Source organism: Anaerobiospirillum thomasii (genome assembly GCF_900445255.1).
Taxonomy (GTDB): domain Bacteria; phylum Pseudomonadota; class Gammaproteobacteria; order Enterobacterales; family Succinivibrionaceae; genus Anaerobiospirillum_A; species Anaerobiospirillum_A thomasii.
Genome location: NZ_UAPU01000005.1, coordinates 1,132,501 through 1,157,503, shown reverse-complemented (window position 1 = coordinate 1,157,503; position 25,003 = coordinate 1,132,501). Strand labels below are relative to the sequence as shown.

The 25,003-nt window shown below is 41.9% G+C and carries 16 protein-coding genes, 1 tRNA gene and 1 pseudogene (1 of these 18 cut by a window edge); 10 read left to right on the top strand and 8 right to left on the bottom strand.

The features are described 5' to 3' along the window. Positions 1-1,869, bottom strand: coding sequence for a biosynthetic arginine decarboxylase (gene speA / locus DRZ93_RS05095; RefSeq protein WP_113746004.1), 1,869 nt, complete (start codon positions 1,867-1,869; stop codon positions 1-3). 723 nt (positions 1,870-2,592) lie between these two features. Then, on the bottom strand, positions 2,593-5,460 hold the full coding sequence (locus DRZ93_RS05090; RefSeq protein WP_113746081.1) for a valine--tRNA ligase: 2,868 nt from the start codon (positions 5,458-5,460) through the stop codon (positions 2,593-2,595). 525 nt (positions 5,461-5,985) lie between these two features. Here DRZ93_RS05090 and DRZ93_RS05085 point away from each other — a divergent pair. Then, positions 5,986-6,897, top strand: a complete 912-nt coding sequence (locus DRZ93_RS05085) for a flagellin N-terminal helical domain-containing protein (protein WP_113746003.1) — start codon at positions 5,986-5,988, stop codon at positions 6,895-6,897. Positions 6,898-7,223: 326 nt separating this feature from the next. Here DRZ93_RS05085 and DRZ93_RS05080 read toward each other — a convergent pair whose 3' ends face one another. From DRZ93_RS05080 to DRZ93_RS05070, 3 genes are all read right to left on the bottom strand, one after another. Then, positions 7,224-8,165, bottom strand: coding sequence for a flagellin N-terminal helical domain-containing protein (locus tag DRZ93_RS05080; protein ID WP_113746002.1), 942 nt, complete (start codon positions 8,163-8,165; stop codon positions 7,224-7,226). Positions 8,166-8,348: 183 nt separating this feature from the next. After that, entirely contained in the window at positions 8,349-9,032 is a 684-nt protein-coding gene (locus DRZ93_RS05075; protein WP_245933772.1) for a flagellin, read from the bottom strand. Positions 9,033-9,560: 528 nt separating this feature from the next. Beyond that, positions 9,561-11,996: a transposase gene (locus DRZ93_RS05070; protein WP_113745809.1), complete on the bottom strand. Its 2,436-nt coding sequence runs from the start codon at positions 11,994-11,996 to the stop codon at positions 9,561-9,563. 261 nt (positions 11,997-12,257) lie between these two features. Here DRZ93_RS05070 and DRZ93_RS05065 point away from each other — a divergent pair, with 261 nt between their 5' ends. Beyond that, positions 12,258-13,157, top strand: a complete 900-nt coding sequence (locus DRZ93_RS05065) for a flagellin N-terminal helical domain-containing protein (protein ID WP_113745808.1) — start codon at positions 12,258-12,260, stop codon at positions 13,155-13,157. A 598-nt stretch (positions 13,158-13,755) separates the two neighbouring features. Here DRZ93_RS05065 and DRZ93_RS05060 read toward each other — a convergent pair. Further along, complete coding sequence (locus DRZ93_RS05060) at positions 13,756-14,907, bottom strand: IS110 family RNA-guided transposase (protein WP_113745807.1); 1,152 nt, start codon at positions 14,905-14,907, stop codon at positions 13,756-13,758. An 82-nt stretch (positions 14,908-14,989) separates the two neighbouring features. Beyond that, a pseudogene (locus tag DRZ93_RS05055) lies at positions 14,990-15,199 on the bottom strand (flagellin N-terminal helical domain-containing protein); the annotation flags it as partial. Between the two features lie 260 nt (positions 15,200-15,459). Between DRZ93_RS05055 and mltG the strand changes: the two are divergent. The 7 genes from mltG to DRZ93_RS05020 all read left to right on the top strand — a co-directional run bounded on the left by mltG (position 15,460) and on the right by DRZ93_RS05020 (position 23,209). Next, positions 15,460-16,635 (top strand): endolytic transglycosylase MltG, encoded by a 1,176-nt coding sequence (mltG, locus tag DRZ93_RS05050; RefSeq protein WP_113746000.1) that lies wholly within the window; start codon positions 15,460-15,462, stop codon positions 16,633-16,635. A 7-nt stretch (positions 16,636-16,642) separates the two neighbouring features. Continuing rightward, positions 16,643-17,281: a dTMP kinase gene (gene tmk / locus DRZ93_RS05045; RefSeq protein WP_113742933.1), complete on the top strand. Its 639-nt coding sequence runs from the start codon at positions 16,643-16,645 to the stop codon at positions 17,279-17,281. After that, the gene (locus DRZ93_RS05040) at positions 17,256-18,329 is read left to right on the top strand and encodes a hypothetical protein (RefSeq protein WP_113745999.1); all 1,074 of its coding nucleotides are present in this window, start codon (positions 17,256-17,258) and stop codon (positions 18,327-18,329) included. Before tmk ends, DRZ93_RS05040 begins: the two co-directional genes overlap by 26 nt. A 3-nt stretch (positions 18,330-18,332) precedes the next feature. Next, positions 18,333-19,439 (top strand): LPS export ABC transporter permease LptF, encoded by a 1,107-nt coding sequence (gene lptF / locus DRZ93_RS05035; protein WP_113742931.1) that lies wholly within the window; start codon positions 18,333-18,335, stop codon positions 19,437-19,439. A 1-nt stretch (position 19,440) separates the two neighbouring features. Next, the gene (lptG, locus tag DRZ93_RS05030; RefSeq protein ID WP_113745998.1) at positions 19,441-20,505 is read left to right on the top strand and encodes an LPS export ABC transporter permease LptG; all 1,065 of its coding nucleotides are present in this window, start codon (positions 19,441-19,443) and stop codon (positions 20,503-20,505) included. A 60-nt stretch (positions 20,506-20,565) separates the two neighbouring features. Beyond that, the gene (locus tag DRZ93_RS05025; protein ID WP_113742929.1) at positions 20,566-20,835 is read left to right on the top strand and encodes a hypothetical protein; all 270 of its coding nucleotides are present in this window, start codon (positions 20,566-20,568) and stop codon (positions 20,833-20,835) included. A 304-nt stretch (positions 20,836-21,139) separates the two neighbouring features. After that, positions 21,140-23,209 carry an IS1634 family transposase gene (locus DRZ93_RS05020; protein WP_113745997.1) on the top strand — a complete coding sequence of 690 codons (2,070 nt, stop codon included), beginning with the start codon at positions 21,140-21,142 and terminating at the stop codon, positions 23,207-23,209. A gap of 125 nt (positions 23,210-23,334) precedes the next feature. On the opposite strand, the gene DRZ93_RS05015 is transcribed toward DRZ93_RS05020, so the two are convergent. After that, positions 23,335-23,412: transfer RNA gene (locus tag DRZ93_RS05015), tRNA-Val, on the bottom strand. 456 nt (positions 23,413-23,868) lie between these two features. Here DRZ93_RS05015 and thrS point away from each other — a divergent pair. Further along, on the top strand, positions 23,869-25,003 hold the 5' portion of the coding sequence (gene thrS / locus DRZ93_RS05005; RefSeq protein ID WP_113742923.1) for a threonine--tRNA ligase. The gene runs 806 nt beyond the window's last position; 1,135 of the gene's 1,941 nt are visible here — the first part of the coding sequence; the start codon lies at positions 23,869-23,871; its stop codon lies beyond the right edge, outside the window.

Genomic DNA, 25,003 nt, shown 5'->3' with positions numbered 1-25,003 from the left:
TTAGTCCTCCAGATAGGTGTAGCCATAAAGGCCCTCACGGAATTCATCTATAAACTGTCGTTGCAGGGTTTCATCAAGATTGCTGTCACGTACCTGCGAGACAAACTGATTTAATAAAAGAGAAGGGTCAAGCTGTACATACTGCAGCATATCAGCCACAGTATCGCCCTCATCAGACAGTCTGACCTCAACCTTGCCATTTGGCTTGACATAGACATCAACAGCCTCGGTATCACCAAAGAGATTGTGCATGTTGCCTAGGATCTCCTGATAGGCGCCTACCATGAAAAAGCCAATTAAAGGCGGCTGTTCATCATACTCAGGAAATGGCATGGTACTTGAGATATCCTCATTATCAATATAGTGCTTGATGGCACCATCTGAGTCGCAGGTTATATCTAAAAGCACAGCACGGCGGGTCAATGGCTCATTGAGTTTTTCTAGCGGCATAATAGGGAAGAGCTGCTCTATACCCCATGAGTCTGGCAGTGACTGAAAGAGCGAGAAGTTGACATAAAGCTTATCTGCTGTGCGCTCCTGCAGCTCATCAATTATCTTGCGGTGGGAGCGGTTGTGTGCATCAAGATTGGACATGAGCATATTACAGATGCAAAGATACATCTGCTCAGCCCAGGCTCGCTCTTTTAGCGTAAAATCACCCTTGATATAGCCTGTGTGAACATCATGCAGATCAAACTGACTATCATGCAGCCATTCAGAAAATGAGCGGTGGCGCTTGTCTGAGCATATTTCCTTATAGGTGGTTAAAATAGAGTTAAGCTCTGCTTTGTTCAGATCAATATCCTTAAGCTCAGGCACCTTAAAATCACATCTTTCAACACCGATGACTGATGAGACTAAAACTGTATGATAGACAGTAAGGGCTCGGCCAGATTCAGTAAAGATGGTAGGCTCTTCTAGATCGTTCTCACGGCAGGCCTGACCAATGGCAAAGACTATATTGTTGGCATATTCTTTAAGGCCATAGTTTACAGAGCAGTCAGACTGCGATCTGGTGCCCTCATAATCAACACCAAGACCTCCGCCTACATCAAAACACTTGATATTGACACCAAGGTGGGCCAGCTCTACATAAAAACGGGCTGATTCTCGTACGCCGGTTACAATATCGCGTATGTTTGACAGCTGTGAGCCCAGATGGAAGTGTAAAAGCTCAAGGCATGAGAGCATATCCTGTGCCTTTAGCGACTCAACAAGAGATAGCACCTGAGCTGCTGACAGACCAAACTTTGAGGTCTCTCCGCCTGAGGACTGCCATTTTCCCGATCCCTGTGAGGCAAGACGGGCTCTGACACCAAGGCGCGGTCTGACCTCAAGACGACGGGCCTGAGCCAGAACTGTCTCAAGCTCTGAGAGCTTTTCTATAACAATATAGACTCTGTGTCCAAGTTTCTCGCCAATAAGTGCAAGTCTTGCATACTCACTGTCTTTATAGCCATTGCAGACAATAACAGAACGGGTACGTCCGGCATGGGCCAGCACAGTCATAAGCTCGGCTTTAGAGCCAGCCTCAAGACCAATAGGCTCGCCGCTTTGTGTCAAAGCTTCAATTACGCGGTGATGCTGATTGACCTTAATTGGAAAAACCAAAAAGTAATCGCCCTTGTAGTCATAGTCGCTGCGGGCCTTTTTAAAGGCTGCATTAATCTGTCTGACACGATGAGGCAGAATCTGTGGAAAGGCAAAGAGTGCCGGCAGACGCTGACCTGTTTTGGCCCTGGCCTCTACAAGCTCGGCCAGATCAACATAGGCCTCCTGTATATCAGGATTAGGGCAGACACAGACATGTCCCTTGTCATTGACAAAAAAGTAGTTGGCTCCCCACCAATCTATATTATATGCACTCATCTGTTTTTATCCTTTTAAATAGTAATGCCCATAGTGATGCGCTATAGACAAATTATAGAGTAAAAGAGGGTGTAAAGCTAAATATAATATTAAGTTTCAAATCCTTAAGATAGCAAGGGCATAGGCACAGACCCTTGCAGCTCTATAACTTTTGACAGTCTAAAACATGATCTAAAAGTTTTACGCCAGATGGAAAAATAAAAAAGCGCTGTAGCGCTGATATAAAGGCGCTTTATTGGTCAAACACTTCAAAACAGGACTTTATTGCACTTGTATATTGACCATGTCTCGTTAAATGACAGCAAAAAGATTGTAATTTACTGAGTATAAAATGTCTGAAAGCAAATTACCAAACCTCCCTTAGTATAAAAAGACAAAGTAATGAGCAAAGAGGATTGGGATTATTATTTTGAGTGTAGCAAAAATGTGAAAAATCAATGTCTAAAGAAGAAATTCACAGACTTTTATCTACTACAACCTTACTATAGAGCACATCAATGGACAGTACAGATATTGATAAATACGTTAGACTTATGCGTCTTATACTAGGAAACTTGTTCTGCCGCTCTTACTGTAAAACACTTACAGAGCTTTAAAGCAATACATGAATTTAATTTATATGAAGCCAAACTAAAATATCCTGATGAATTTTAAGCTCTTTTATAAAAAATAAGCGCCGGTATCTGCGGCGCTTATGTATAGGGTTACTTTAAAACAGATATTTTAAAGCTTTGATATCTCTTCAATCTGAGAAAGTATGCCCTGCAGCTGAGTCTTGTTAAGATCAAGCTGAGCCTTGGCACCATCTATAATCTTGGCAGGTGCCTTGGAGACAAAGGCCTCATTTGACAGCTTGGCCTCAATGCCTGCAATAATACCGCGGGTCTTGTCAGCTAGATCATTTAATCTCTTAAGCTCGCTTTCCTTGTTGATAAGAGAGCTCATAGGAATTAAGATCTCACCCTTTAAGATTGGCTTTGAGATACATGGCACGCTGGTGCTCTCACCTGCTTTTATAAAGCTGCAGGCTTTGACATTGGCAAGAGCACAGACTAATGAACTGTTCTCATCAAGCCAGGCACACTGCTCATCAGTTGCACCGCGCAGTATTGGCTCAAGCACAGCAGCAGGAGAGGCTTTCATCTCGGCACGCAGGTTACGCACAATAGTTACAAACTCTTTGATGTAATTGACTGCATCAAGAGCGCTTTCATCTACGCTGTAGTCTGAGACTGTAGGGTAGGCTGCAGTGATAATTGACTTGTCAGCATTGAGCCTGTCAATTCTAAGAGCGGCGTTTTGCCATATGGTCTCTGTAATATAAGGCATTACAGGGTGAGCTAAACGCAGTACAGTCTCAAGCACATCAACGAGAGTATAGGCTGTGGCATTCTTCTGCTCTGCGCTTACATTCTCATCCTTTAAAATAGCCTTGGTAAACTCAAGATACCAGTCGCAGTATTCATTCCAGATAAACTCATATAAAGATGCAGCTACCTGATCAAAACGGTAGGCATCAAGAGACTCTGTTACTGACTTGATGGTCTTTGACAGAGTGGAGAGAATATATCTGTCTGCAAGGCTCAGATCCTTAGCCTGTGGCTTGACAAGAGACATGCCATCAACATTCATAAGCACAAAGCGGCTGGCATTCCACAGCTTGTTACAGAAGTTTCTATAACCGTCAAGACGCTTCATATCCCAGTTGATGTCACGGCCGTTTGAGGCAAGAGCACATAGGGTAAAGCGCAGAGCATCAGTACCGTGAGCGTTGATGCCGTTAGGGAACTGCTTGCGTGTTCTGTCTGCAATCTTCTTGGCAATCTGAGGCTGCATCATGTTGGCAGTTCTCTTGGCAACAAGAGACTCAACATCAATACCGTCAATCATATCAAGAGGATCAAGTACATTGCCCTTTGATTTTGACATCTTCTGACCTTCCTCATCACGGATAAGGCCAGTTACATATACTGTATGGAATGGAACCTGTGATGAACCGTCTTTATTTTTCATAAAGTGCAGGGTCATCATGATCATGCGGGCCACCCAGAAGAAAATAATGTCAAAGCCGGTGACAAGCACTGCTGTTGGGTGGAAGGTCTCAAGCTCCTTGGTGTTGTCAGGCCAGCCCAAGGTTGAGAAGGTCCACAGAGCTGATGAGAACCAGGTGTCAAGAACATCAGGATCCTGGGTTAATTCAACATCTGATGACAGATTGTATTTGGTGTAGACCTCATCAATATCGCGGGCTACATAGACATTGCCCTTGTTATCATACCAGGCAGGAATTCTGTGACCCCACCACAGCTGACGGGAAATACACCAGTCCTGCAGATCGCGCATCCATGAATAGTACATATTGGTGTACTGAGCTGGAACAAATTTGATGCGGCCATCCTCTACAGCCTCAAGAGCCTCTTTGCCAAGCATCTGTGCTCTTACATACCACTGATCAGTAAGCATAGGCTCAATAGGTACACCTCCTCTGTCGCCATATGGCTGTGACAGGGTGTGTGGCTCAATCTTCTCTAAAAGACCAAGACTCTCAAGATCTGCAACTATGCACTTGCGGGCTTCAAAGCGCTCAAGACCGCGATACTTTTCAGGAATGAAGGATGAAACAGCATCGGTGTCTTCACCGTTGGTGTCAAAGGTTTCAGCTTCCTGTCTGATGCAGCCATCCTCGGTCATGATATTGATCATAGGCAGTTTGTGTCTGCGACCTACGGCATAGTCATTAAAGTCATGGGCAGGGGTAATCTTAACGCAGCCTGTACCTGTCTCCATATCAGCATGGGTATCGGCAATAATTGGAATTCTGCGCTCAACTAAAGGCAGGGTGAGGAATTTGCCTATTAAATCTTTAAATCTCTCATCCTCAGGGTTTACTGCAACGGCTGTATCACCAAGCAATGTCTCAGGACGGGTGGTGGCAACTAAAAGATGATCCTTGCCTTCTTTGGTTTTGGCACCGTCACAGAGCATGTAACGTACATACCACATGCTGCCCTTGGTTTCCTTGTTTTCCACTTCAAGATCGGAAATGGCAGTACGCAGTTTTGGATCCCAGTTAACCAGTCTCTTGCCTCTGTAGATAAGATCCTCATCATATAGTCTGACAAAGACCTCAAGCACTGCACGGGATAGACCCTCATCCATAGTAAAGCGCTCGCGATCCCAGTCAACAGAAGTGCCAAGACGGCGCATCTGACGGGTAATAGTGCCGCCTGACTGCTCCTTCCACTGCCAGATTCTGTCAATAAAGGCCTCACGACCTAAATCCTTGCGGGTAAGATTTTCTTCTGCAAGCAGTTTGCGCTCCACCACCATCTGTGTGGCAATACCGGCATGATCAGTACCACACTGCCAGAGGGTATTGTCACCCTTCATGCGGTGGTAGCGAATAAGGCTGTCCATAATGGTCTGCTGAAAAGCATGTCCCATATGTAAAGAGCCTGTGACATTAGGCGGTGGCAGGGCTATGGCATAGCCTGGTTTTGTCTCATCACCGCTGGCCTTAAAAAAGCCTTTTTCTTCCCAGCTTTTATATATGCTGCTTTCAAAATTCTCCGGCTGGTAGGTCTTATCCATTTCCATAAGTATGCTCGCAAATTTACTAATAATCTTTAAGAATTATTTTTCATTGAAAATGACTTTGATTGTATCTTTTTACCTGCCTTATGTCACGTAAAAATACTTTTTTGGTGCATAGGCACATCTGTGGACAGATTAAAAGAGCATATTTCTATCTTGCCTCTTGATTAAATGATCAATAAAAGCAGCATTAGGCCTTATAGGAAATTAGAGGATTTTCATTGTGCTGTTATTCTTGATACTCAAGATCTCAGAAAACGCTTTTATACAAAATCCACCATCTGTCAAAGAACTGTAATAAAGCGTTTAGACAAAAGTCTTTAATAACAAAAAATAATAGACAAATTGTCTTTGCTAAGACTGCGACATAATAAGTGAAGGTTGAATTGTTAACTGTGGGTAAATTGCAGCAATAAAGAGGATGTAAGGTTGTTACTTTATAAACTTTAAACAAAATGCTAAAGTTTTTTTCTTTCATGACGATAACTAAAAAATAAATAGGATTTATTTTAGGAGGCCGCCATGGCTCTTTTTGTTAATACTAACGTATCATCAATCAACGGTCAGCGCAATCTTACCAATGCTACCAACAATTTAAATACCACATATCAGAGATTATCTTCTGGTATGCGCATCAATTCAGCCAAAGATGACGCTGCCGGTCTGCAGATTTCAGATCGTTTAACTTCACAGATCAATGGTTTAAATCAGGGTAATCGCAACACCAATGATGGCATAGCTTTAGCTCAGACAGCTGAAGGCGCTATGGATGAGATGACTAATATGTTGCAGCGTATCCGCACCTTAGCCGTTCAGTCATCAAACGGTACCAATAACACTAAAGACCGTGAGGCTATTCAGCAGGAAGTAACTCAGTTGTCACAGGAAATCACCCGCATTGCCTGTCAGACCAAATTTGGTGGTGAGAAGATTTTAGGTGGTGGCTCTGGCCAGGCTGGTCAGATGAATGGATTAATGAACTCAGTAGGTCTTGTTAAAGTTCAGGTTGGTGCATACCAGGGTGATACCTTAGATATGAAGTTCAATAGCCAGGGCTTTACAATGTCTAAGATTGCATCAACTGCGGGCATTAAAGATGATGCTACTGAAGGATACAGTAAAGACACTCTTTCATTTACTGTAAGCAAGCAATCATTAGCAGCTTTAGCTATTACAGCAGTAGATAAGTTCGTTCAGGTTATTGATACACAGCGCGCTCACTTAGGTGCCATGCAGAATCGTATGGAATCATCAATCCGCAATCAGTCAAATGTTTCCATGAACGTATCTGATGCCCGCGCCCGTATCCGCGATACAGATTTTGCCGAAGAGTCTGCCAAACTGTCACAGCAGACCATCATTCAGCAGGCAGCATCATCCATGCTGACACAGGCCAACTCAAGACCACAGCTGGCTCTGTCACTGCTTGGCTAATAAGATTCAATCTGAATTGTGTTTTTACGAAGGAGGCTCAGGCCTCCTTTTTAATTTTCAATAAATTTGTAGCAGAGCCTAAAGTAGGCTATATCCACTAATAGGCAAATAGGCGTAACACATCTGCCGTATGAGTGTTATGAAAATACTCTTTTAGGAGCATTTTTTTTACGAGTGGGTACATTAAAGTCTTAAGACATTTTAGTGCATAAAAAGTCCTGCCACTTAGTTGTAAGAAGCATGAGTTTTAGATATGACTAAAAAGGGCCAGAGAGAGCTCTGGCCAATGAGCATAATGCTCAGGAGAGAAAGCTTTTAATAATTTATTAACCTCCAAGCAGAGACAGAGCAATCTGTGGTCTCTGATTGGCCTGGGATAAAATAGTCTGTGAAGCCTGCTGCAATATCTGATTTGCAGTTAATGATGCAGTTTCCTCAGCAAAGTCAGTATCACGAATACGTGAGCGGGCATCAGATTCATTTTCCTGAATGTTGGCCTGGTTTCTGATGGTTGACTCCATACGATTCTGCACAGCACCAAGCTCGGCACGCTTGGAGTCAATAACCTGAATTAATTTATCCACATTACCAAGAGTTAACTGTGCCTGTGACTGATTTGAGACAGAGAAGGAAATACCAACACCATTCACAGCTTTAAAGCCAGTATCCTGATTTAAGTTTTGAATTCCAGCTTGTGAGGCTATCATGGAGAGCATAAAGCCTTTTGACATGCCACCTACAGCAATGGTATCGTTGGCATTAGCACCTACCTGGAAGGTCACACTTCCGTTTGATCCAATGATTGTAGACTCACTATTACCGCCGGCACCACCTTGTGCGGTTCTAAATCCATTAAGAACTGTTTTGCCTGCATAGGTAGTTTTACATGAAATACGGGTAATTTCGGCAGATAACTGTTCAATTTCCTGCTGGATAGCAACACGATCATCAGCTGAATAGGTACCGTTGGCAGCCTGAATGGAGAGAGTTCTGACACGCTGCAGCATATTTGTCATCTCATCCATGGCGCCTTCAATTGTCTGGGCAAAGGCAATGCCGTCGTTACAGTTTCTGTTGCCCTGGCCTAAACCGTTGATCTGAGAGGTAAGACGATCAGAGATCTGAAGACCTGCAGCATCGTCTTTAGCTGAGTTGATTCTAAGACCTGATGCTAATCTCTGATATGAAACATTAAGGGCATTGGTTGCGTTTGTAAGTTTACGTTGGCCATTAATGGCTGAAACGTTAGTATTTACATAAAGAGCCATGTTTTTCTCCTGAGTATATGTGTCTGAGTTTGCCATAAATGGCAGTTTTATTAACTTAACTCATATAAAGAAAAATACATGCCAACTTTTATAAATGTTTAAATAATTTTTAATAAGTGGTTGATTATCAGATAAGGAAAAGGAGGCCGAAGCCTCCTTTTGCAAAGAATAGAAACTTAAAAATTAGCCAAGCAGTGACAGCGCCAGCTGTGGTCTTGAGTTAGCCTGTGTCAGCATTGAGCTTGCAGCTTGCTGAATAATGGTCTGCTGTGACAGTTTGGCTGATTCTTCGGCAAAGTCTGTATCACGGATACGTGCACGTGCATCAGATACGTTCATGGAAACATTTGACTGATTGCGGATTGATGATTCCATACGGTTCTGCATGGCACCTAAGTGAGCGCGTTTAGTGTCAATAAGAGAAATAAACTTATCAACTGAGTCAATTGCTTTTGAAGCTAGTGACTGCATGGAAATAACAAATGCACCTTTATCAAAGCCGTGATCATCAAGTTTTGCAGCTGCGCCTAAAGCAGTACTTGCAATCTTTGATAATACAAAGCCAAGAGAAAAACCTGTCATCTTAAGAGTGTCGCCATTGTAGGCACCAACCTGAATAACAATATTACCATCTTTATCAATGAGGCCATTGCCGGTACCACCACCAGCACCACCAGCTGCAGCGCCAGCACCAGCGAGTATCTGCTCACCACCAAATTTAGTTGCACAGGCAATACGTGTAATCTCGCTTGATAACTGAGCTACTTCCTGCTGCAGAGCCTCACGGTCCTTTGCATTATTGGTGCCGTTTGATGACTGTACAGCTAAAGTACGGATACGCTGTAACATGGTTGTCATCTCATCCATGGCGCCTTCCATAGTCTGGGCAAGAGCTATGCCATCTATATCGGACTGGATCTTAAATCAAGCACTTTTTTTAATTTTTTCACAGATCAAAATGCCTACTCTTTTAAATAGAATTCCTGATTTTATCGCGTTTATATCCAGTTAAGCCCAAAATTTTGGGCGTAAAAAAATTCAGAGGGCAAAAATCTGTCCTCAGCTTAAATTGGGTCACATAAAAAACAAAAAAATAGCTTTTTACGGCATAAAATTTCTCCCGCAGAACGGGGACTTTAGAGTCAGACAGGCCTTTTTTCAGGCTTTAATAGCTCGCAGCTAACATCTATATTATGAATTTCAGATAAAAAATCTAAATGCTAATGGCATTTATAGTTATCATTCAAAGTGGGTTGCAGTCATGTTTCTCTACATTATTGAAATGGCTCGAAGCCCAGAATTACATTAAGAGTCAACACGACTGCCTGACTCTATAGTTCGTTCAAATTATTGGTTAATAGGATTTAAATCTAAGTCTCTTTGCATATAAAGCTCCTATAAGCTCTGCAGAGTAATTTCAGTTGCGGCCTGATATTGTTCAGCCTTCTTGATGCTGTTTAAAGTGCTTTTGGCTTTCTTGCCAAATGTATTAACCTTTCTTTGTACAATTTTCAAAATCTCCTGTGCTCCTGCGTGTTTTACAGTATTGGCAAAAGCATAGGAGTGAGCGGAAATGTCATTTATAAGCAAATCTAAAAATGCAAAATAGTTGTTGCCAAACCAGCCCATAAGCGAGCCTCTGCCAGGGCAGATGCTGTCAATAGTGGCATAAAAGCAGTTGTAGTCATTAAACAGGGCATGACTGATACGCTCTTTTATAAGATGTCTTTCATATCTGCTGTCCACTTTTGGCAGCTTGTAGTTGTTCTGATAGGTAGGCATGATGGCAGTGTCATTTTCAAAATCAGAAACCATTAAAGGCTCATCCTGACAGGAATTGTGAGCCTCTTTGACTCTGGTTATTGTGTACAGCCCGCAAAGCATGGCAGTCATGCCTTGCTTGGATACTCTTCTTGATTTACGTATTGAGGCAATAATATCGGATCTATCATCTACCTTAACCTTGGAGAACTGCCTGAGCTTACTTTTATTTCTGCCATCGGCATCTTTTTTAAGTGGCATATATTGCTTGTTCTGTTTCATCATGGCAATGTAGACGGCCACAGCATGACATATGTTTTTCCATAAGCTGCAGTCATCTGATATTCCAAAGTCATGGCGCATAGATTCAGCCAGCTGTCCTAAAAACATACTCTTTTTAAAGGACTTTCGTCCTTTTCTGCTTTGCCTGCGACCTTTACAATGCTTATGTCCTGTAGAGCTCTGTACAGGAACTATACCCAGGTATGACTGAGCATCCTTGGCTGAGGCAAAACGCCATACATCACCTAGTGAGATAACAAGCTCAAAAGCCTGATATCTGCCTATGGCAGGAATCTGACAAGCTGCTGTCATGGCAATATTGGAGGGCACCACTAAATCTTTTATGGCACATTTTTGGGTTTCAATCTGCATCTGCAGCATTACAGCCTCCTGTATACTGCCAATAAGTGATGAGGCCATGGTGTAAAACATAATGGCATCCATCTCCTCATAGCTATAGCCAGGGGCTGGAGTCAGATGTGTAAGCACTCCGTCTGTTACAATATCTTTACAGTAATCTAAATTTAAACCCTCAAATCCTTTATATGTAACCTTGCCGGCTTTTATTTCATCAGCACTGGATCCATTATCTATAAATCTTACCTGCAAATCTGGTGTTACATCTTCATCATTGCAGATGCTGCGCATCTGCAATGCTCTGTTGATTTGCTCATCATCTAAAAGACGCAGTCCCCTGACAGCAGCTATAAGCTCTTCATTATGTTTAGGGTCACTATCAGATAAAACCCTTTGTACACAGTATCTTAGCTTTGGCATAAGTGAGAGCAGTAACAGTGTGGCGGCACGGCACACCTCATCGCCATTGGCATTTTTATCTATGGCAGTGCCGGTAAGCTCGAGCACTGCATTTTTAATTTCAGTTATGACACTCTGATATCTCTGATTTTTGGCCTTGAGTATAGATGATATGATTTTACCAGTGGCACAGTATTCATCAGATATAAGAGATTTAGGTATCAGGTTTGAGGGAGTGGAGCCTGCTATAAATAAAATGGTGGCATCACTTTTATCAGTCTTGGAGTCACGGCTTTTTAAATAATTGATATGTGTGTTCTTGAGGGCAACATAGGTATAGTGCCTGCCATGGTGGGCTTTTTGGTTAAGCCTTTCCACCATATCATTGAGCTTGGATATCATAGAGCAGGACTCTGAGACTATAAACATGCTCTGATGACTTAAGTCTAAATAGGCTAAAAGCACATTGGTCTTTACAGGGACACTGACAGGATAGTGCAGTGTGTCATGATAAAAACAGATTTCCTGTAATTCTGAGGCCAAATCTATACCTACAATCAGTTCACCCTTATCGGTAAAGCCACCTAACTGCTGTTTTATCTTGTTGCGGTTGGATCGCGATGTAAGATTAAAGATGATAGCAGCGGCAGCTGGCAGCTCTATCACCACATACTTCTTACATTTACTGACAATTTTATTAATCATGTATGGCTCAAAGACATTCACGTACTTTTTAAGCTCACTTTTTTCTATGATGACAGGTATGTTTTCAAATTCTTTGCAGCCTGCTGCAACTAAATGAGCCTTGCTTCTGGACTTGGCTCTCTCCACTCTTTCAAAAAGTGCTCTGTAGCTTATATTCAGATGCTCCTGAGCCTCCTGCCTGCTGTTAAAACTCATAGGCAGTGAGTCACTTGTTTCAAATAAATCCTGAATAATGCGATCACATTGCAGCTTGGTAGCCACCTTAAAATCAAAATTTATCCAGGCTTGAGCAAATGGGTTATTTCTTAAATCGTAGATCTGTGACATAATTAAATCCTCGTTTTAAAGAAAATTTAGAGGTAAGAGCTCTGTAGTGACATACAGGGCTCTTTTGTTGCCTCTAAAGATTTTCAAAACACATAACTTGTAAAAATAAAAACACATCAAATAAAAACGTGACGTTTCTGGCATACTATAATAAAAGCCAATAAATCGTAAAAATTTTTAGAAAAATCCTAAAGTTACCCCCCCCCCCCCCGGTCGATAATTAAGCTATAGAAAGAAACAGATTCAATTTAGGAGGTCGCCATGGCGCTATTCGTCAATACCAACGTTTCATCAATCAATGGCCAGAGAAACCTGACCAATGCTACCAACAATCTCAATACCACCTATCAGAGATTATCATCTGGTCTGCGTATTAACTCTGCTAAAGATGATGCTGCAGGTCTGCAGATTTCTGACCGTCTGACTGCTCAGATTAACGGTTTAAATCAGGGAAATAGAAATACGAACGACGGCATAGCCCTTGCTCAGACTATGGAAGGAGCTATGGATGAGATGACAACCATGTTACAGCGTATCCGTACCTTAGCAGTACAGTCATCAAACGGTACGAATAACACCAAGGACCGTGAGGCAATTCAGCAGGAAGTGACACAGCTGTCATCTGAGATAACACGAATTGCTAAGCAAACAAAATTTGGTGGAAACACTATATTAAATGGCAGTGGGGCTGGTAGTATAGTTGCCAGTGGTGGTGTTATCACAATTCAGGTTGGTGCCTATAAAGGCGATACCTTACAGATGACAGGTTTTAGTGAAGGATTTGCTTTAAGTCTTTTTGCTTCAGCTGCAGTCGGGGCTGCTTTAACTGAAGACGATCATGGTTTTGTGGCAGGTAAATTATTTGTAGTAACATCTCAATCCAAGGCAGCAGCTGCAATTACTACAATTGATTCAGTTATTGCTGGAATTGACAAACATCGTGCCCATTTGGGTGCTATGCAGAACCGTATGGAATCATCAATTCGCAATCAGTCAAATGTTTCCATGAACGTATCTGATGCCCGTGCCCGTATCCGTGATACAGACTTTGCCGAAGAGTCAGCCAAACTGTCACAGCAGACCATCATTCAGCAGGCTGCATCATCCATGCTGACACAGGCCAACTCAAGACCACAGCTGGCTTTATCACTGCTTGGCTAATATATTCAAAATTTGAGTTCTGTATTAAGGAGGCATCGACCTCCTTAAACATCCAAACAAAAAGAAGGCCACAGCCTTCTTTTTCTATGCATTTTACAATGCATCCATCTTGATTGAATCATGTTCCTATTCAAAGGGCAGTTTTAAGCTAGACGCGATTTCGAACTTAGATTCAATCTTTTTTGTAGACAATACTCCAGGTAACGCAGGTACTGTGTATACTTGTGTTGACGTAAGCTTTAAGCCTAAGATTGCCTTAAATACTTTATACTTGCTATTACCTTTTAAATACCATATACTAAAACTGTAGCGTGTTTATTTTAGTATAGGTTCAATAACCTTTACATAATTGACTCCTCTGTTAGGGGTTGATACTTTTTAAGTCAGGCTCACAAACCTGTATAATTAAATTAAAGTCCTCCTCTTAAATCGAGTTGGATAATAGTTTTTATATTTTTTAGGTTCATTCACCTGACTCATTAAAATTTGGTTGTCATCTTTTATGACATAAGTTTTTTACATACACAAATCTATATTCGCTTTCACGGGCATTAAGCTTGTTCGTGGTTTTCCTGTAAAAAACTTTAAATAAAAGACATTAAATACATTCTTTATAGGCAGTTAGTAGCCCACTTGCTCTTTGCGTTGTATAGGGGGTCTTATCCCTTATAACAGCAAATGCAGTTCTGGCTATGTGATTTGCTATGGCGCAGATTAAGACCTTACGTCTCTTTTGCATCTGCACCTTGATCTGCTCATTCTCTGAATTTTCCAACGTCTTTTTTAATGTATTTGAGTAGTGGGCCATAGCTCCTATGTAGAGCATGCCTGCCAGAGCTCTGTTGCCAAAATGTCTGACTCCAAGATTGGTTGCAGTGCCACCTGATCCTTCTACATGGGGTGCTATGCCACAGAAGCCTGCAAAGTGCTTGGCATTTTTGAAGTTTGATATATCAAAGCCTGCAATATAGAGCATCATAGCTATAATATAGCCAACGCCAGGTATGGTTCTTAGCAGCTGACATGTTGTATTCTTGCGTGAGAGCTCCTCAATTTGTTTATCCAGTCCATCAATAATTTTTACACAGTGCTCTATCTGTGCAATATAGGTCTGCAGCGATATATCAAAAAAGATAAAGGCTTCACTGTCGGCACCTTGCTCGAGCAGCATCTGCTCCTTGTAAGCAAGCGCCTTTTTTATCATCCTTTGAGGACTTAAATCCCGTGGTAGGACTACTCCTAATTCATACATGAATGCGCGCAGCGCATTCAGGCTCTTAACCTTCTGGCTTGTAATGCATGAACGGGTTGTCATGAGACTTGAGAGCATCTGATGATCAAGACTTTTACATTTTATGCTCAGATCTGCACTGTCACGGTCAAGTAAAGCTTTGAAGATGGCAAGAGCATCAATCTTATCTGTCTTTTCTTTTTTCTTATGTTTACGTATATTTTCTGCCATAAAGCATCTGTACTCATGGCCCAGCTCCTGAGCACGGCGTGCCCAGTAGTGGCAGGCGCCACATGCCTCAAAGCCTACAATCAAAGTTCCTGATTCATATGAGCTTAGTACACTTTCAAGCTCGCTGGCTCTTATTTCTTTATTGATTATCTTTTTATGGGCTATTGAGTAGTAGCAAATCTGAACAACTCTGGATGCAAGATCTACTGCAAGGTATCTTTTACCAGTTTTTAGAAAGAATTCGTTTATGTAGTCTATGGATGCTTGAGATATTGTAGATGTGGGCATGTTAGCTTCCTCATTGTAAAAACCTTGGGAAGCAGGAGGGGCTGAAATACTATGCAGCGGTTACCGCTTCCTTCTGATAGCATTCGTTGGTATTACGATTACCCTGGTTTAAACCATTGATCTGAGAGGTTAATCTGTCTGAAATCTGAAGACCAGCGGCATCATCTTTGGCTGAGTTAATACGAAGACCTGATGATAATCTCTGATAGGTGGTATTGAGATTGTTGGTAGCATTGGTCAGGTTGCGTTGACCATTAATGGATGAAACGTTGGTATTTACAAACAATGCCATGGCGGCCTCCTAAAAATAAATTCTGTTTTATATTCTCATTATCGTCAGTTAAAAAGTCCAACTTTAGATCTTATTTAAATTTTTTGTTAGTAACTATTAAAAAAAGATAATATAAGCAGTAGCTACTACTTGAAGGATAGATATCTATAGGATTTTCGAGCGCCTTGATATGAGAATTTAAGGTACTTTTGAGCATATATGAAGATAATATTGACTAAAAATGATAGAATTTACGAAATTTTTTGGTTATAGGTTTACATATGGCAAAGGCTCAGAACAAAACAAAGCAGGGACTGTCTGCATCCATTAAAGAAGAAGTTGAAATAATTGAAGGACCGCTTAAAGAGCCTCGTAAATTCTCTATTGCCTGGATTATACAGGCTGCTCTTATATCACTTGTCATATTGCTTATAGCATCAGGCTACTCAATTTTAAATGCCATAGGCAATGATCCTCTAAAAGCCCGCAGTCTGCCTTATGAGCTTGAGGCCAACAGAGGTGTATCTTATGTAGTGCACGATCTGCTAGATGATAAATACCCGCCATTTATAATTTCACTGTGGGTGCAGCTCAATGCTGATGACTACAGAGGCATTCAAAGGGGATTTTATGTTATTGACGGCAAGATTAGCATTAAGGATCTGCTTGAGAAAATGAAGCGCGGCGAGGTTTATGTCGAGGACCCGCAAACTCTGCCTATTGCTGAGGGCATGCAGTTTGAGCTTATCTTAAAGCGCATGATGGCACGAGGCGATCTGCAAAATGATCTTATTGTACTTAAGGACGTGCCTGCCTTTATTCAAAAGACTCTTGAGAGCAAGGAGCTTATTGAGGCTATAGGTGGTGTTCATGACTCACTTGAGGGGTTGCTGCTGCCTGCCACCTATCCATATTATAAAGATAATACAGCAAGCGATATTATTGCCTATGCCCTAAAGGATATGGCGCAGTACATGCTAACCTCATGGCCATCAAAAGATGATGGTCTTGAGCTTAAGGATCCATATGAAGCTTTAATTCTTGCCTCACTTGTTGAGCGTGAGAGTGCTATTGCCGAGGAAATGCCGCAGATTGCCAGTGTCTTTTACAACAGACTTAAAAAGGGCATGCGTCTGCAGACCGATCCTGCTGTCATGTATGGTGTATCCCCGCTCTTTCGCGGCCCTTTAAGAGCCTCACAGCTTAAAAAAGATACACCTTATAACACCTATACACGCGCAGGGCTGCCACCTACACCTATAGCCATGCCGTCAAAAAATGCTATTGATGCTGTTTTACATCCTGCCAACAGCAAGGCCATATTCTTTGTGGCCAAAAGTCATGATCCAAAGGATGGACATGTGTTCTCAGATACGCTTGATGAGCATAACAGATCCGTTGCAGTTTATAAAAAGCGCGTAAGAGAATATTTAAAAGAGACTAAAAATTCAAAATAGGCCATATATGCAAGGTTTTTTTATTACTCTTGAGGGCACTGAAGGTGCCGGTAAAACTACTGTAGTGCCTTATATCAAAGATTTTATTGAAAGTAAGGGCATGATTTGTGAATGTGTAAGAGAGCCTGGCGGCACAGCTATTGCCGAGCAGATAAGAGCTATACTTAAAACTCCATGCTCAGAGAAGATGGATAATGTGACAGAGCTACTTTTAATGTATGCAGCAAGATGTCAGCTGGTAAATTCATATATTAAACCCAAGCTTGCGCAGGGCGTATGCATTGTCTGTGACAGACATGATCTTTCAACCATAGCCTATCAGGGCGGAGGACGTGGTCTGTCTATGGCTCTGATAGAGTCAATACGTAATATAGCGCTTGGTGATTTTAAACCCGATCTGACATTGTTAATGGATATAGAGCCTGCAGCTGGTATGCAAAGGGCCAGATCGCGCGGTGAGACTGACAGATTCGAGCTTGAGGAGCTGTCCTTTTTTACACGCGTAAGAGAAAGTTATCTTGAGGCTGCCAAAACACGGTCTGAGGTTGAAGTTATAGACAGCTCAAAGGATAGAGAGCAGGTCCGAGCTGCTGTTACAGACATAATGGAAAAATTCTTTAATGATAAAACTATTGCCATGGCTTGAGCCTTATTATCAGAATTTTATAAAGGCCCTTGATAATGGCAGGCTTACGCCATCTGTCATTATAGGAGGCAGTGCAGGGCAGGGTGTGTATAATCTTGCACTTTACTGTGCCAAGGCCTATCTGTGCCAGCACAGGATCAATAGGCATCCTTGCGGTCAGTGTCGCTCCTGTACCACATTTGAGGCCATGTCGCATCATGATCTGCGCGTGGTTATGCCTACTGGCCCTAAAAGCAAAAGCGCTGATAAAGAAGGACAGGATTTTGATGATTTTTCAAACCGCTATGAGGCGCTTTTAAGCCCTGATATCTTTTTAAAGCACAAAAAGACACTGCGCGTAGATGCACTAAGGCGCATGAATGATTATGTCTATGAGTCATCTGTCTCAGGTCCGTGCAAGGTATGTCTTATTGCCGATGCTCAGTATATGAATGAGAGTGCGGCCAATGCCATCTTAAAAACCTTTGAGGAGCCGCCTGCCAATACGCTTTTGATTCTTGTCTCTGACAATTATGAAAGTCTTTTGCCAACTATTTTATCAAGAGGTCTTAAAATGCCTCTTATGACAACAGACACAGCACTTGCTCTGCAGTATCTTGAGCAAAACGGGCATGATGTCTCTTTGGGCAGTGTGGCTCTGTCCTTGTGTGATAATGCCCCGCTTGAGGCAGCCCATCTTATAGAATGTGGCAGAGCAGAGCAGGCAACAGCGTTAAAAGACGCTCTTTGTGAATATGTACAAGGTAGAGTCAGTGCCGATGATATAATAGTCATGCTCAAAGAGTGGGCGCTTGATACAAATCTTAGTGACCTTGGCCGCATATTGACAGCACTTATTGTGCAGATTATAAAATATAAGGCAGGCGTGGGCCTTGCCTCACTGCCACTGCTTGATAATAAAACTGCTGCTGTCTTTGCGCAGTTGAAAGCAGATAGACTCTTTGGTGCTGCCGAGTCTTTAAAATATCTTGATGATATGCAGCAGGGCATGGCCATACGCGCCCCTTATGCTACATTACGAACATTTTTAGCAGGACTGTTGGGATAAAAGTTGATACTTAACAGATATATTTTCAAAGAGCTGCTACGCTCGCAGCTGGTGGTTTTTGCAGTTTTATATACTGTATTTATAAGCCAGCTTTTAATCCGCCTTATATCAGAGGCTTCTATTGGCAGCATACCTGGCGCCATTGTGGCACAGCTTGTATTGTATGCTCTGCCAGAGATTTCAGTGATACTGCTGCCCTTAACTGTCTTTATTGCCATTTTGATAACCTTAGGCCGCATCTGTTCAGACTCTGAGATGGTGGTGATGCGCTCAGTGGGCTTTTCACCAGCCAAGGTTATGAATATTGCCCTAATAGTGGCTTTTATAACAGCTCTTATCACAGGTGTTTGCTCTATCTATCTTATTCCCAAGGCCTCGCAGGAGCAGCAGAAGATTTTAAGTGATGCCAAAAGCAATCCTACCTTTCTGCCCATTGAGTCAGGACGCTTTGTCTCCTTTGGTGTAGGTATGAACATCTATATTGAAGAGGTGGAAAAGGAAGGCGGCGACAACAAGAAAATCAGGCATATCTATGTTATGCAGAATCCTTTTTCTCAGATAAACGGCTCCATGACCACAGCCTCCGAGGGCTATTTGCAAAAGGATGAGTCAGGTGTGTTGTGGCTGTATCTAAAGGATGGCACCCGTTATGAAGGTCAGCTTGCTGACGGAACCTTCAGGGTGGGCGCCTTTGATACCTTCAGAGCCCCACTGTCAAATGATGACAGATCGGAGATGAGAAAGCTCTCCATATCAAGCATGGGGACAATAGATCTGCTGCGTTCTGACAATCCTGAGTATAATGTTGAGGGACAGTGGCGTATTGCGCCTATTTTCACCATATTTATTATCTGTCTGATTGCAGTGCCTCTGTCTATGGTCAACCCACGACAGGGACGCTTTGCCAAGCTCATGCCGGCTGTTCTGCTTTTTGCTTCATACTATATGTTTTTACTGTCAGTGCGCTCACTTATTATGTCAGGCAGATTCCCTATGGTTCCTGGCATCTACGTTGTGCCTCTGGCCTTTTTTCTGCTGGTGGCTATTCCTTTAAATCTGCCACGCCATTTCTTTAACAGAATAATGCCATCAAAGGGTGTGAAGAAGTAAGATGTTTGGTGTTTTAGACAGATATGTAGGTAAAAATGTACTTTACACTGTACTTATAGTTACAGTGATTCTAACCTTCTTGACCACACTTATAACCTTTGTGGACAGACTGCGCTATCTTGGACGTGGCAGTGTTGATTTTCTGTTTTTAACAGAATACATACTGATGCAGGTTCCAGGTATTCTGGTGATGTTCTTTCCTATAGCTGTGCTCATAGGCGGTGCGGTGGCTCTGGGCTCTCTGGCCAAGACCTCAGAGCTTATTGTGCTGCAGTCTATTGGTGTGTCACGTACAGGTATTGTACTATCATCACTTAAAATACTTTTTCCTGTTATTGTTGTAGTGCTGCTTATAGGCGAGTTTATAGTGCCACGTGTTTCGCAGTATGCCGAGACCAAATTGAACTATGCCGAATCAAACGGTGCTATCTCATTAAATTATTTAAGTCTGTGGCTTAAAGAAGGCGAGAGTTTTATAGGTATAAATACTATCTATACAGATGGTACCTTAAATGCCATTGTCAAATATGACATGCATGATGGCGCCATGAAGGCTGTAAGCTATGCAAGCAAAGCCCGCTATGAAAATGGCGCATGGCAGATGTATGATGTGACACGCTATATCTACAATGAAGACAAGGTTGTAATTGAAAAGGCTGAGCATGAACCATGGAAGCTTAATCTTACTCCTGAGCGCGTGGCTGTGGTGCGTGAAAAGGCTGTCAGTCTGTCAGTCTTTGGCCTTATGGACTACATTGAGTATCTTGAGGAGAACAATCAGGATTCCTCAAAGTACAAGCTCGATCTGTACGGAAAATTTTTAACTCCGCTAAATATTGTGGTTATGCTGCTTCTAGCTGCCTCAACAGTATTTGGGCCACTGCGCCAGACTTCAATGGGTGTGCGCATTTTAGGCGGTATTGCTCTTGGCTTTATGTTCTATCTGGCCAATCGTGTTGGTGTCCCTTTATCATTAGTCTATGGTATTCCGCCGCTTATAGGCGCCAGTGCTCCTACACTTGCGTTTTTAGGGCTGGCTTTATATGTATTAAGCCGTAAAAGCTAAGGTAAAACTATATTTGATGTTCTATAATTAAAAGAACATATGATTCATGGAGGGTGGGCTATGCTTAAAATGATAATAGCTTTGGGAGCTACGCTTATGTCTTTAAATGCACATGCTCTGGTGTGCATTAACGGGCAGTGTGACAATGATCCTCTGCCACAGGATGGCAGTATAATCTCAACCCGTCCTTTGCAGGATGCTGCCATTGAAGAGAGCTTGAGACAAAGGCAAAAGCGCGATCTCTATCATGAGCAGAACAACAACTCTATACCTGGTATGGAGCTGCACATTGACGGCAGGGATTTTTATCAGCCTATAATGCCACGCTAGGGTATGATAAAGTTTATAAAAGTTAAAAAGACTGCACTAGGGTTGCGGTCTTTTGCTTTTTTACAGTATAGCATTTGTGCGCATCATCAAATTGCTATGATAGGGTATAGCGTTTGAATATGGATTTAAGATATGAATTTCAGATATAACCCTGAGATCGCAGGGTAAAAATACCTAGTTTTTTTGTTTTTCTTTATCCTACCAAAAATTCCTTGTTATCAATCAAATTTTTTTTAAATTATTTTTCTAAATGCCTTGACTTTTTTCTTGTTTTATGGTACGATTTATCCAATAGGAGGACATCATGGCCAGTAAAGATAAGAATCAAGATCACCCAGTTTTCAAGAACGTTGTTGCCAGCAAGAGAACCTATGCCTATGCTCTCTTGCAGGGGAAATCTGTATGGAATGCTGAAAAAGGCTATTCAACCCGTGTGGCACCAACTCAGATTGGATCTATCAAAAGCAAAGATGGTATTGGTGAGTGTGTTTTTAATATTAACTTTCTCTCTGAAAATCCTGAGTTTATTCCATGGAAGGTTATACGTGTGGGGCAGGGAAAGTTTGAGTACGAAAGACGCTCAGAAGCTGAAATCAAGGAAATAAAACAAAAACTAGCCGACTCTCAGGATATTTTGGATGATATTAAAGCAAATCCATCTAAACCTGGCATACGCACCAAGGCCTCTGTTGCTAGAAATTCTGGCTCTGCTACCCCCAAGATCTGCGGCACTGCTCGTAAGTTTGGCGATTATTATCTGCTCAAATCCTTTATGGATAAGATGCCATCATTTAATATCCTTAAAAAGATTATGCCTGATGACAAATACATCCTGCTGGTATACATGATAATGACCTGTCTGTCCAAGGGTATTAAATCTATATCTTATGAGATTGAGGCTTTTGTCAGAGAGCACGCTCTTGATTTAGATATAAACTCTTATAAAGATCATATACAGAGACTGTATAAATACATAGATGAAAACGGCGTTATAAACGAGTTTGCCAAATTTAAAACTCAGTATCATAAAAAGAAAAATAGCAATAAGCACATGCAGTTTCTGGCTCTTGATGGTACTAACGTAGATAATGCCGGCAACTGCCTGACTAAGGCACAGTACGGCAAATCTAAAAGCGGTACAGACAACAAGGTTATTAATTTTATAACACTGGTTGACCAGAGCACACATGAGCTGTTTTCCACTGTTACATATGCAGGCAATATTACAGATGTGCTGACTGTGGAGTCAGTATGCAGGCAGCTTGTGGACAGAGGCGCCGGCGACAATATATCTTTAGTCTGTGACAGGGGATTCTGGTCTATCAACAATATCTCGGCCATGCTTGAGCATAATATATCCTTTGTGTGCAACTGTAATATAGCCAAGAGCAAACTTATCAAAGAGCAGGTAGATGTCATATCACGCGATCTGCTAAGAGACAGGGGTCTGGTTTTTAGCAGTAGCGCAGATATTACAGACACTGCGCCTAAACTGCTTGCAGGAAAGACTATACAGCTCCCATGGTCTTATACACAGAAGATTCTAAGTAAAATGGCAAGAGAAAATAATGAGTCTTACAAGCCTGTAAGGCAAAAAGAGAAAAATCTGTATGTACACTTTATTTTCTCCCGCGAGATATATGAAGAGAGCATGAATAAATATAGGGTTTTAATCAAAGAGCTCAATGATGCCTATGATATAGCCAGCAACTGGCAGGAGGTTATTGCAGGTAAAGAGCCATCTGAGCTTACTGCCGCTCATACCAATCTTGTAAAAGACAAGCTCGTTGATTTATTTCAATATAGTGATGAGGTTGCAGACACTGACTCCTCTTTTGACAAAAAGGAGCAGCCTCAACAACGCTATTACCCAAGATACTATGCCATATCAAGGCTATGCAGACAAATAGCCACCAGAGTTCTTGTTTCTGACTGTGTGGATAATGTTATTGAGGCAAATGAAATATATGCGCAGAGAAATAATGTAGAGGTGGGCTATAGTATAATTAAAGGCGAGCTTGGAGGCTCTACACTCAATGCCTCCACCGATAAGACAGTAAATGCCAAAGTATTCATACTATCTCTTGCATCAGAGGTTCAAAGACAAATGCTCGAGGCTAATAAAGTCTTTAATAAAGAGCAGATTAAAAACAATCTGCCTCCTGTAAAGCTTTGTCATAACTCATTTAGAGGCACACTGCGCTCTCTGGAGGCTATAGAGGCCACTATTGATAAAGAAAATGGATCTATAATATTCTCTGGAGGAATATTAAAAAGGCAGTCTGAGTTAATACGCTCATTTGGCATTGAGCCATTAGATACGCTGACACGTGCAGCATATGCCAAAGAAGAGGGTTTTAGCTTTAAACGATAGATAAAAAAAGAAGATCTGGTCGCGTCCGGCGGCCGGCTTCTGATCATGAAATTAAGATTGATTCTCGGTATGTTTAGTGTGCGATCTTAGGGGGATATAAAAAAAGCAGTCTGTGACTGCCTGAATGGTGCGCCCTAGTGGACTCGAACCACCGACCCCCACCATGTCAAGGTGATGCTCTAACCAAGCTGAGCTAAGGGCGCATAACTAAATAAAGTGATAGGCATTATAGCAATAAAATTTAAAAAGGCAATAAAAAGTGTAAACTTTTTCAAAAAAAACTTAATTTTTGAACAAAATTTAAAAAAAATGGTTAAGGTATTTAATGGTACTGTTAAGAAAAGGGAGATAAATATCAGATTTAAAGCTTTTTACGTTTTGAACAAAGCTGGCTGACATTTCTTTACTTTACAAAAATAAAACTAAGTCTTGGCGTTAAAAGATGATGGATCTTTGTACAGAAATTGGAATTAAAAGTGTTTAATCTTGATAAAAAGTGATCTTATGCAAATTTTTAGGAGTATACTCTAAAGGTCAAGTGCCCTGTACAGTCGGACCAGCGAGTTAGTTGGCAGAAGTTACAGTTAGCGCTTTTATTTCCCATTTTCACATAAAAGAGGACCTTAAGGTGTTTCGTAGGCACCGTTGGTTTTAAATATATGGTAAAAATTACACTTCCAAATGGCGCTGTTTTAGAGTTTGATGGCGCAGTCTCAATTTATCAGATAGCTCAGAAAATAGGTGCAGGATTGGCAAGAGCCTGTGTTGCAGGTAAGATTGACGGCGTACTGCATGATGCCTGTGATATGGTTGATCATGATGCCAAGGTTGAAATTGTCACACCAAAGGACAAAGAAGGCATTGAAATCATACGTCACTCATGTGCCCACCTTTTAGGTCATGCCATAAAGCAGATGTGGCCTGAGACCAAGATGGCTATCGGACCTGTTATTGATAACGGTTTTTATTATGACGTGGATCTTGAGCACAAACTTACAGCAGAAGATCTCGAAGCTTTAAATGCAAGAATGCACGAGCTTGCTAAAACCGATTACAGTGTTGTCAAGGAAGTTGTCTCCTGGCAGAGAGCTCATGATGTCTTTACAGAGCGTCAGGAGTCATATAAGAATCTGATTTTAGAGGAGAATATCGACAAGAGCGATACTCCTGCCTTATATCACCACAATGAATACATCGATATGTGCCGTGGTCCTCACGTACCACACATGTCATTCTGCACCAACTTCAAGCTGACACACTTTGCAGGTGCCTACTGGCGTGGTGATTCAAAGAATAAGATGTTGCAGCGTATCTACGGTACTGCCTGGGCCAGCAAAGAGGAGCTTGATGCCTATATCAAGCGCCGTGAGGAGGCTGCCAAACGCGATCACCGTGTACTTGGCAAGAAACTCGATCTGTTCCACTTCCAGCAGGAAGCTCCAGGTCTTGTCTTCTGGCACAATGATGGCTGGACAATTTACCGCGTTATGGAAAACTTCATGCGCGAGATGCTGCACAAGTATCACTACATTGAGGTCAAGACCCCTCAGATCATGGACAGATCACTCTGGGAGAGATCAGGTCACTGGGATAAATATCAGGAATACATGTTTACTACTCAGTCAGAGAACAGAGACTATGCAGTAAAACCAATGAACTGCCCAGGTGCCATTCAGATCTTCAATTCAAGAACAAGATCATATCGCGATCTGCCTATACGTATGGCCGAGTTTGGCCAGTGCCACAGAAATGAGCCATCTGGCTCACTGCACGGACTTTTACGTGTACGTGGCT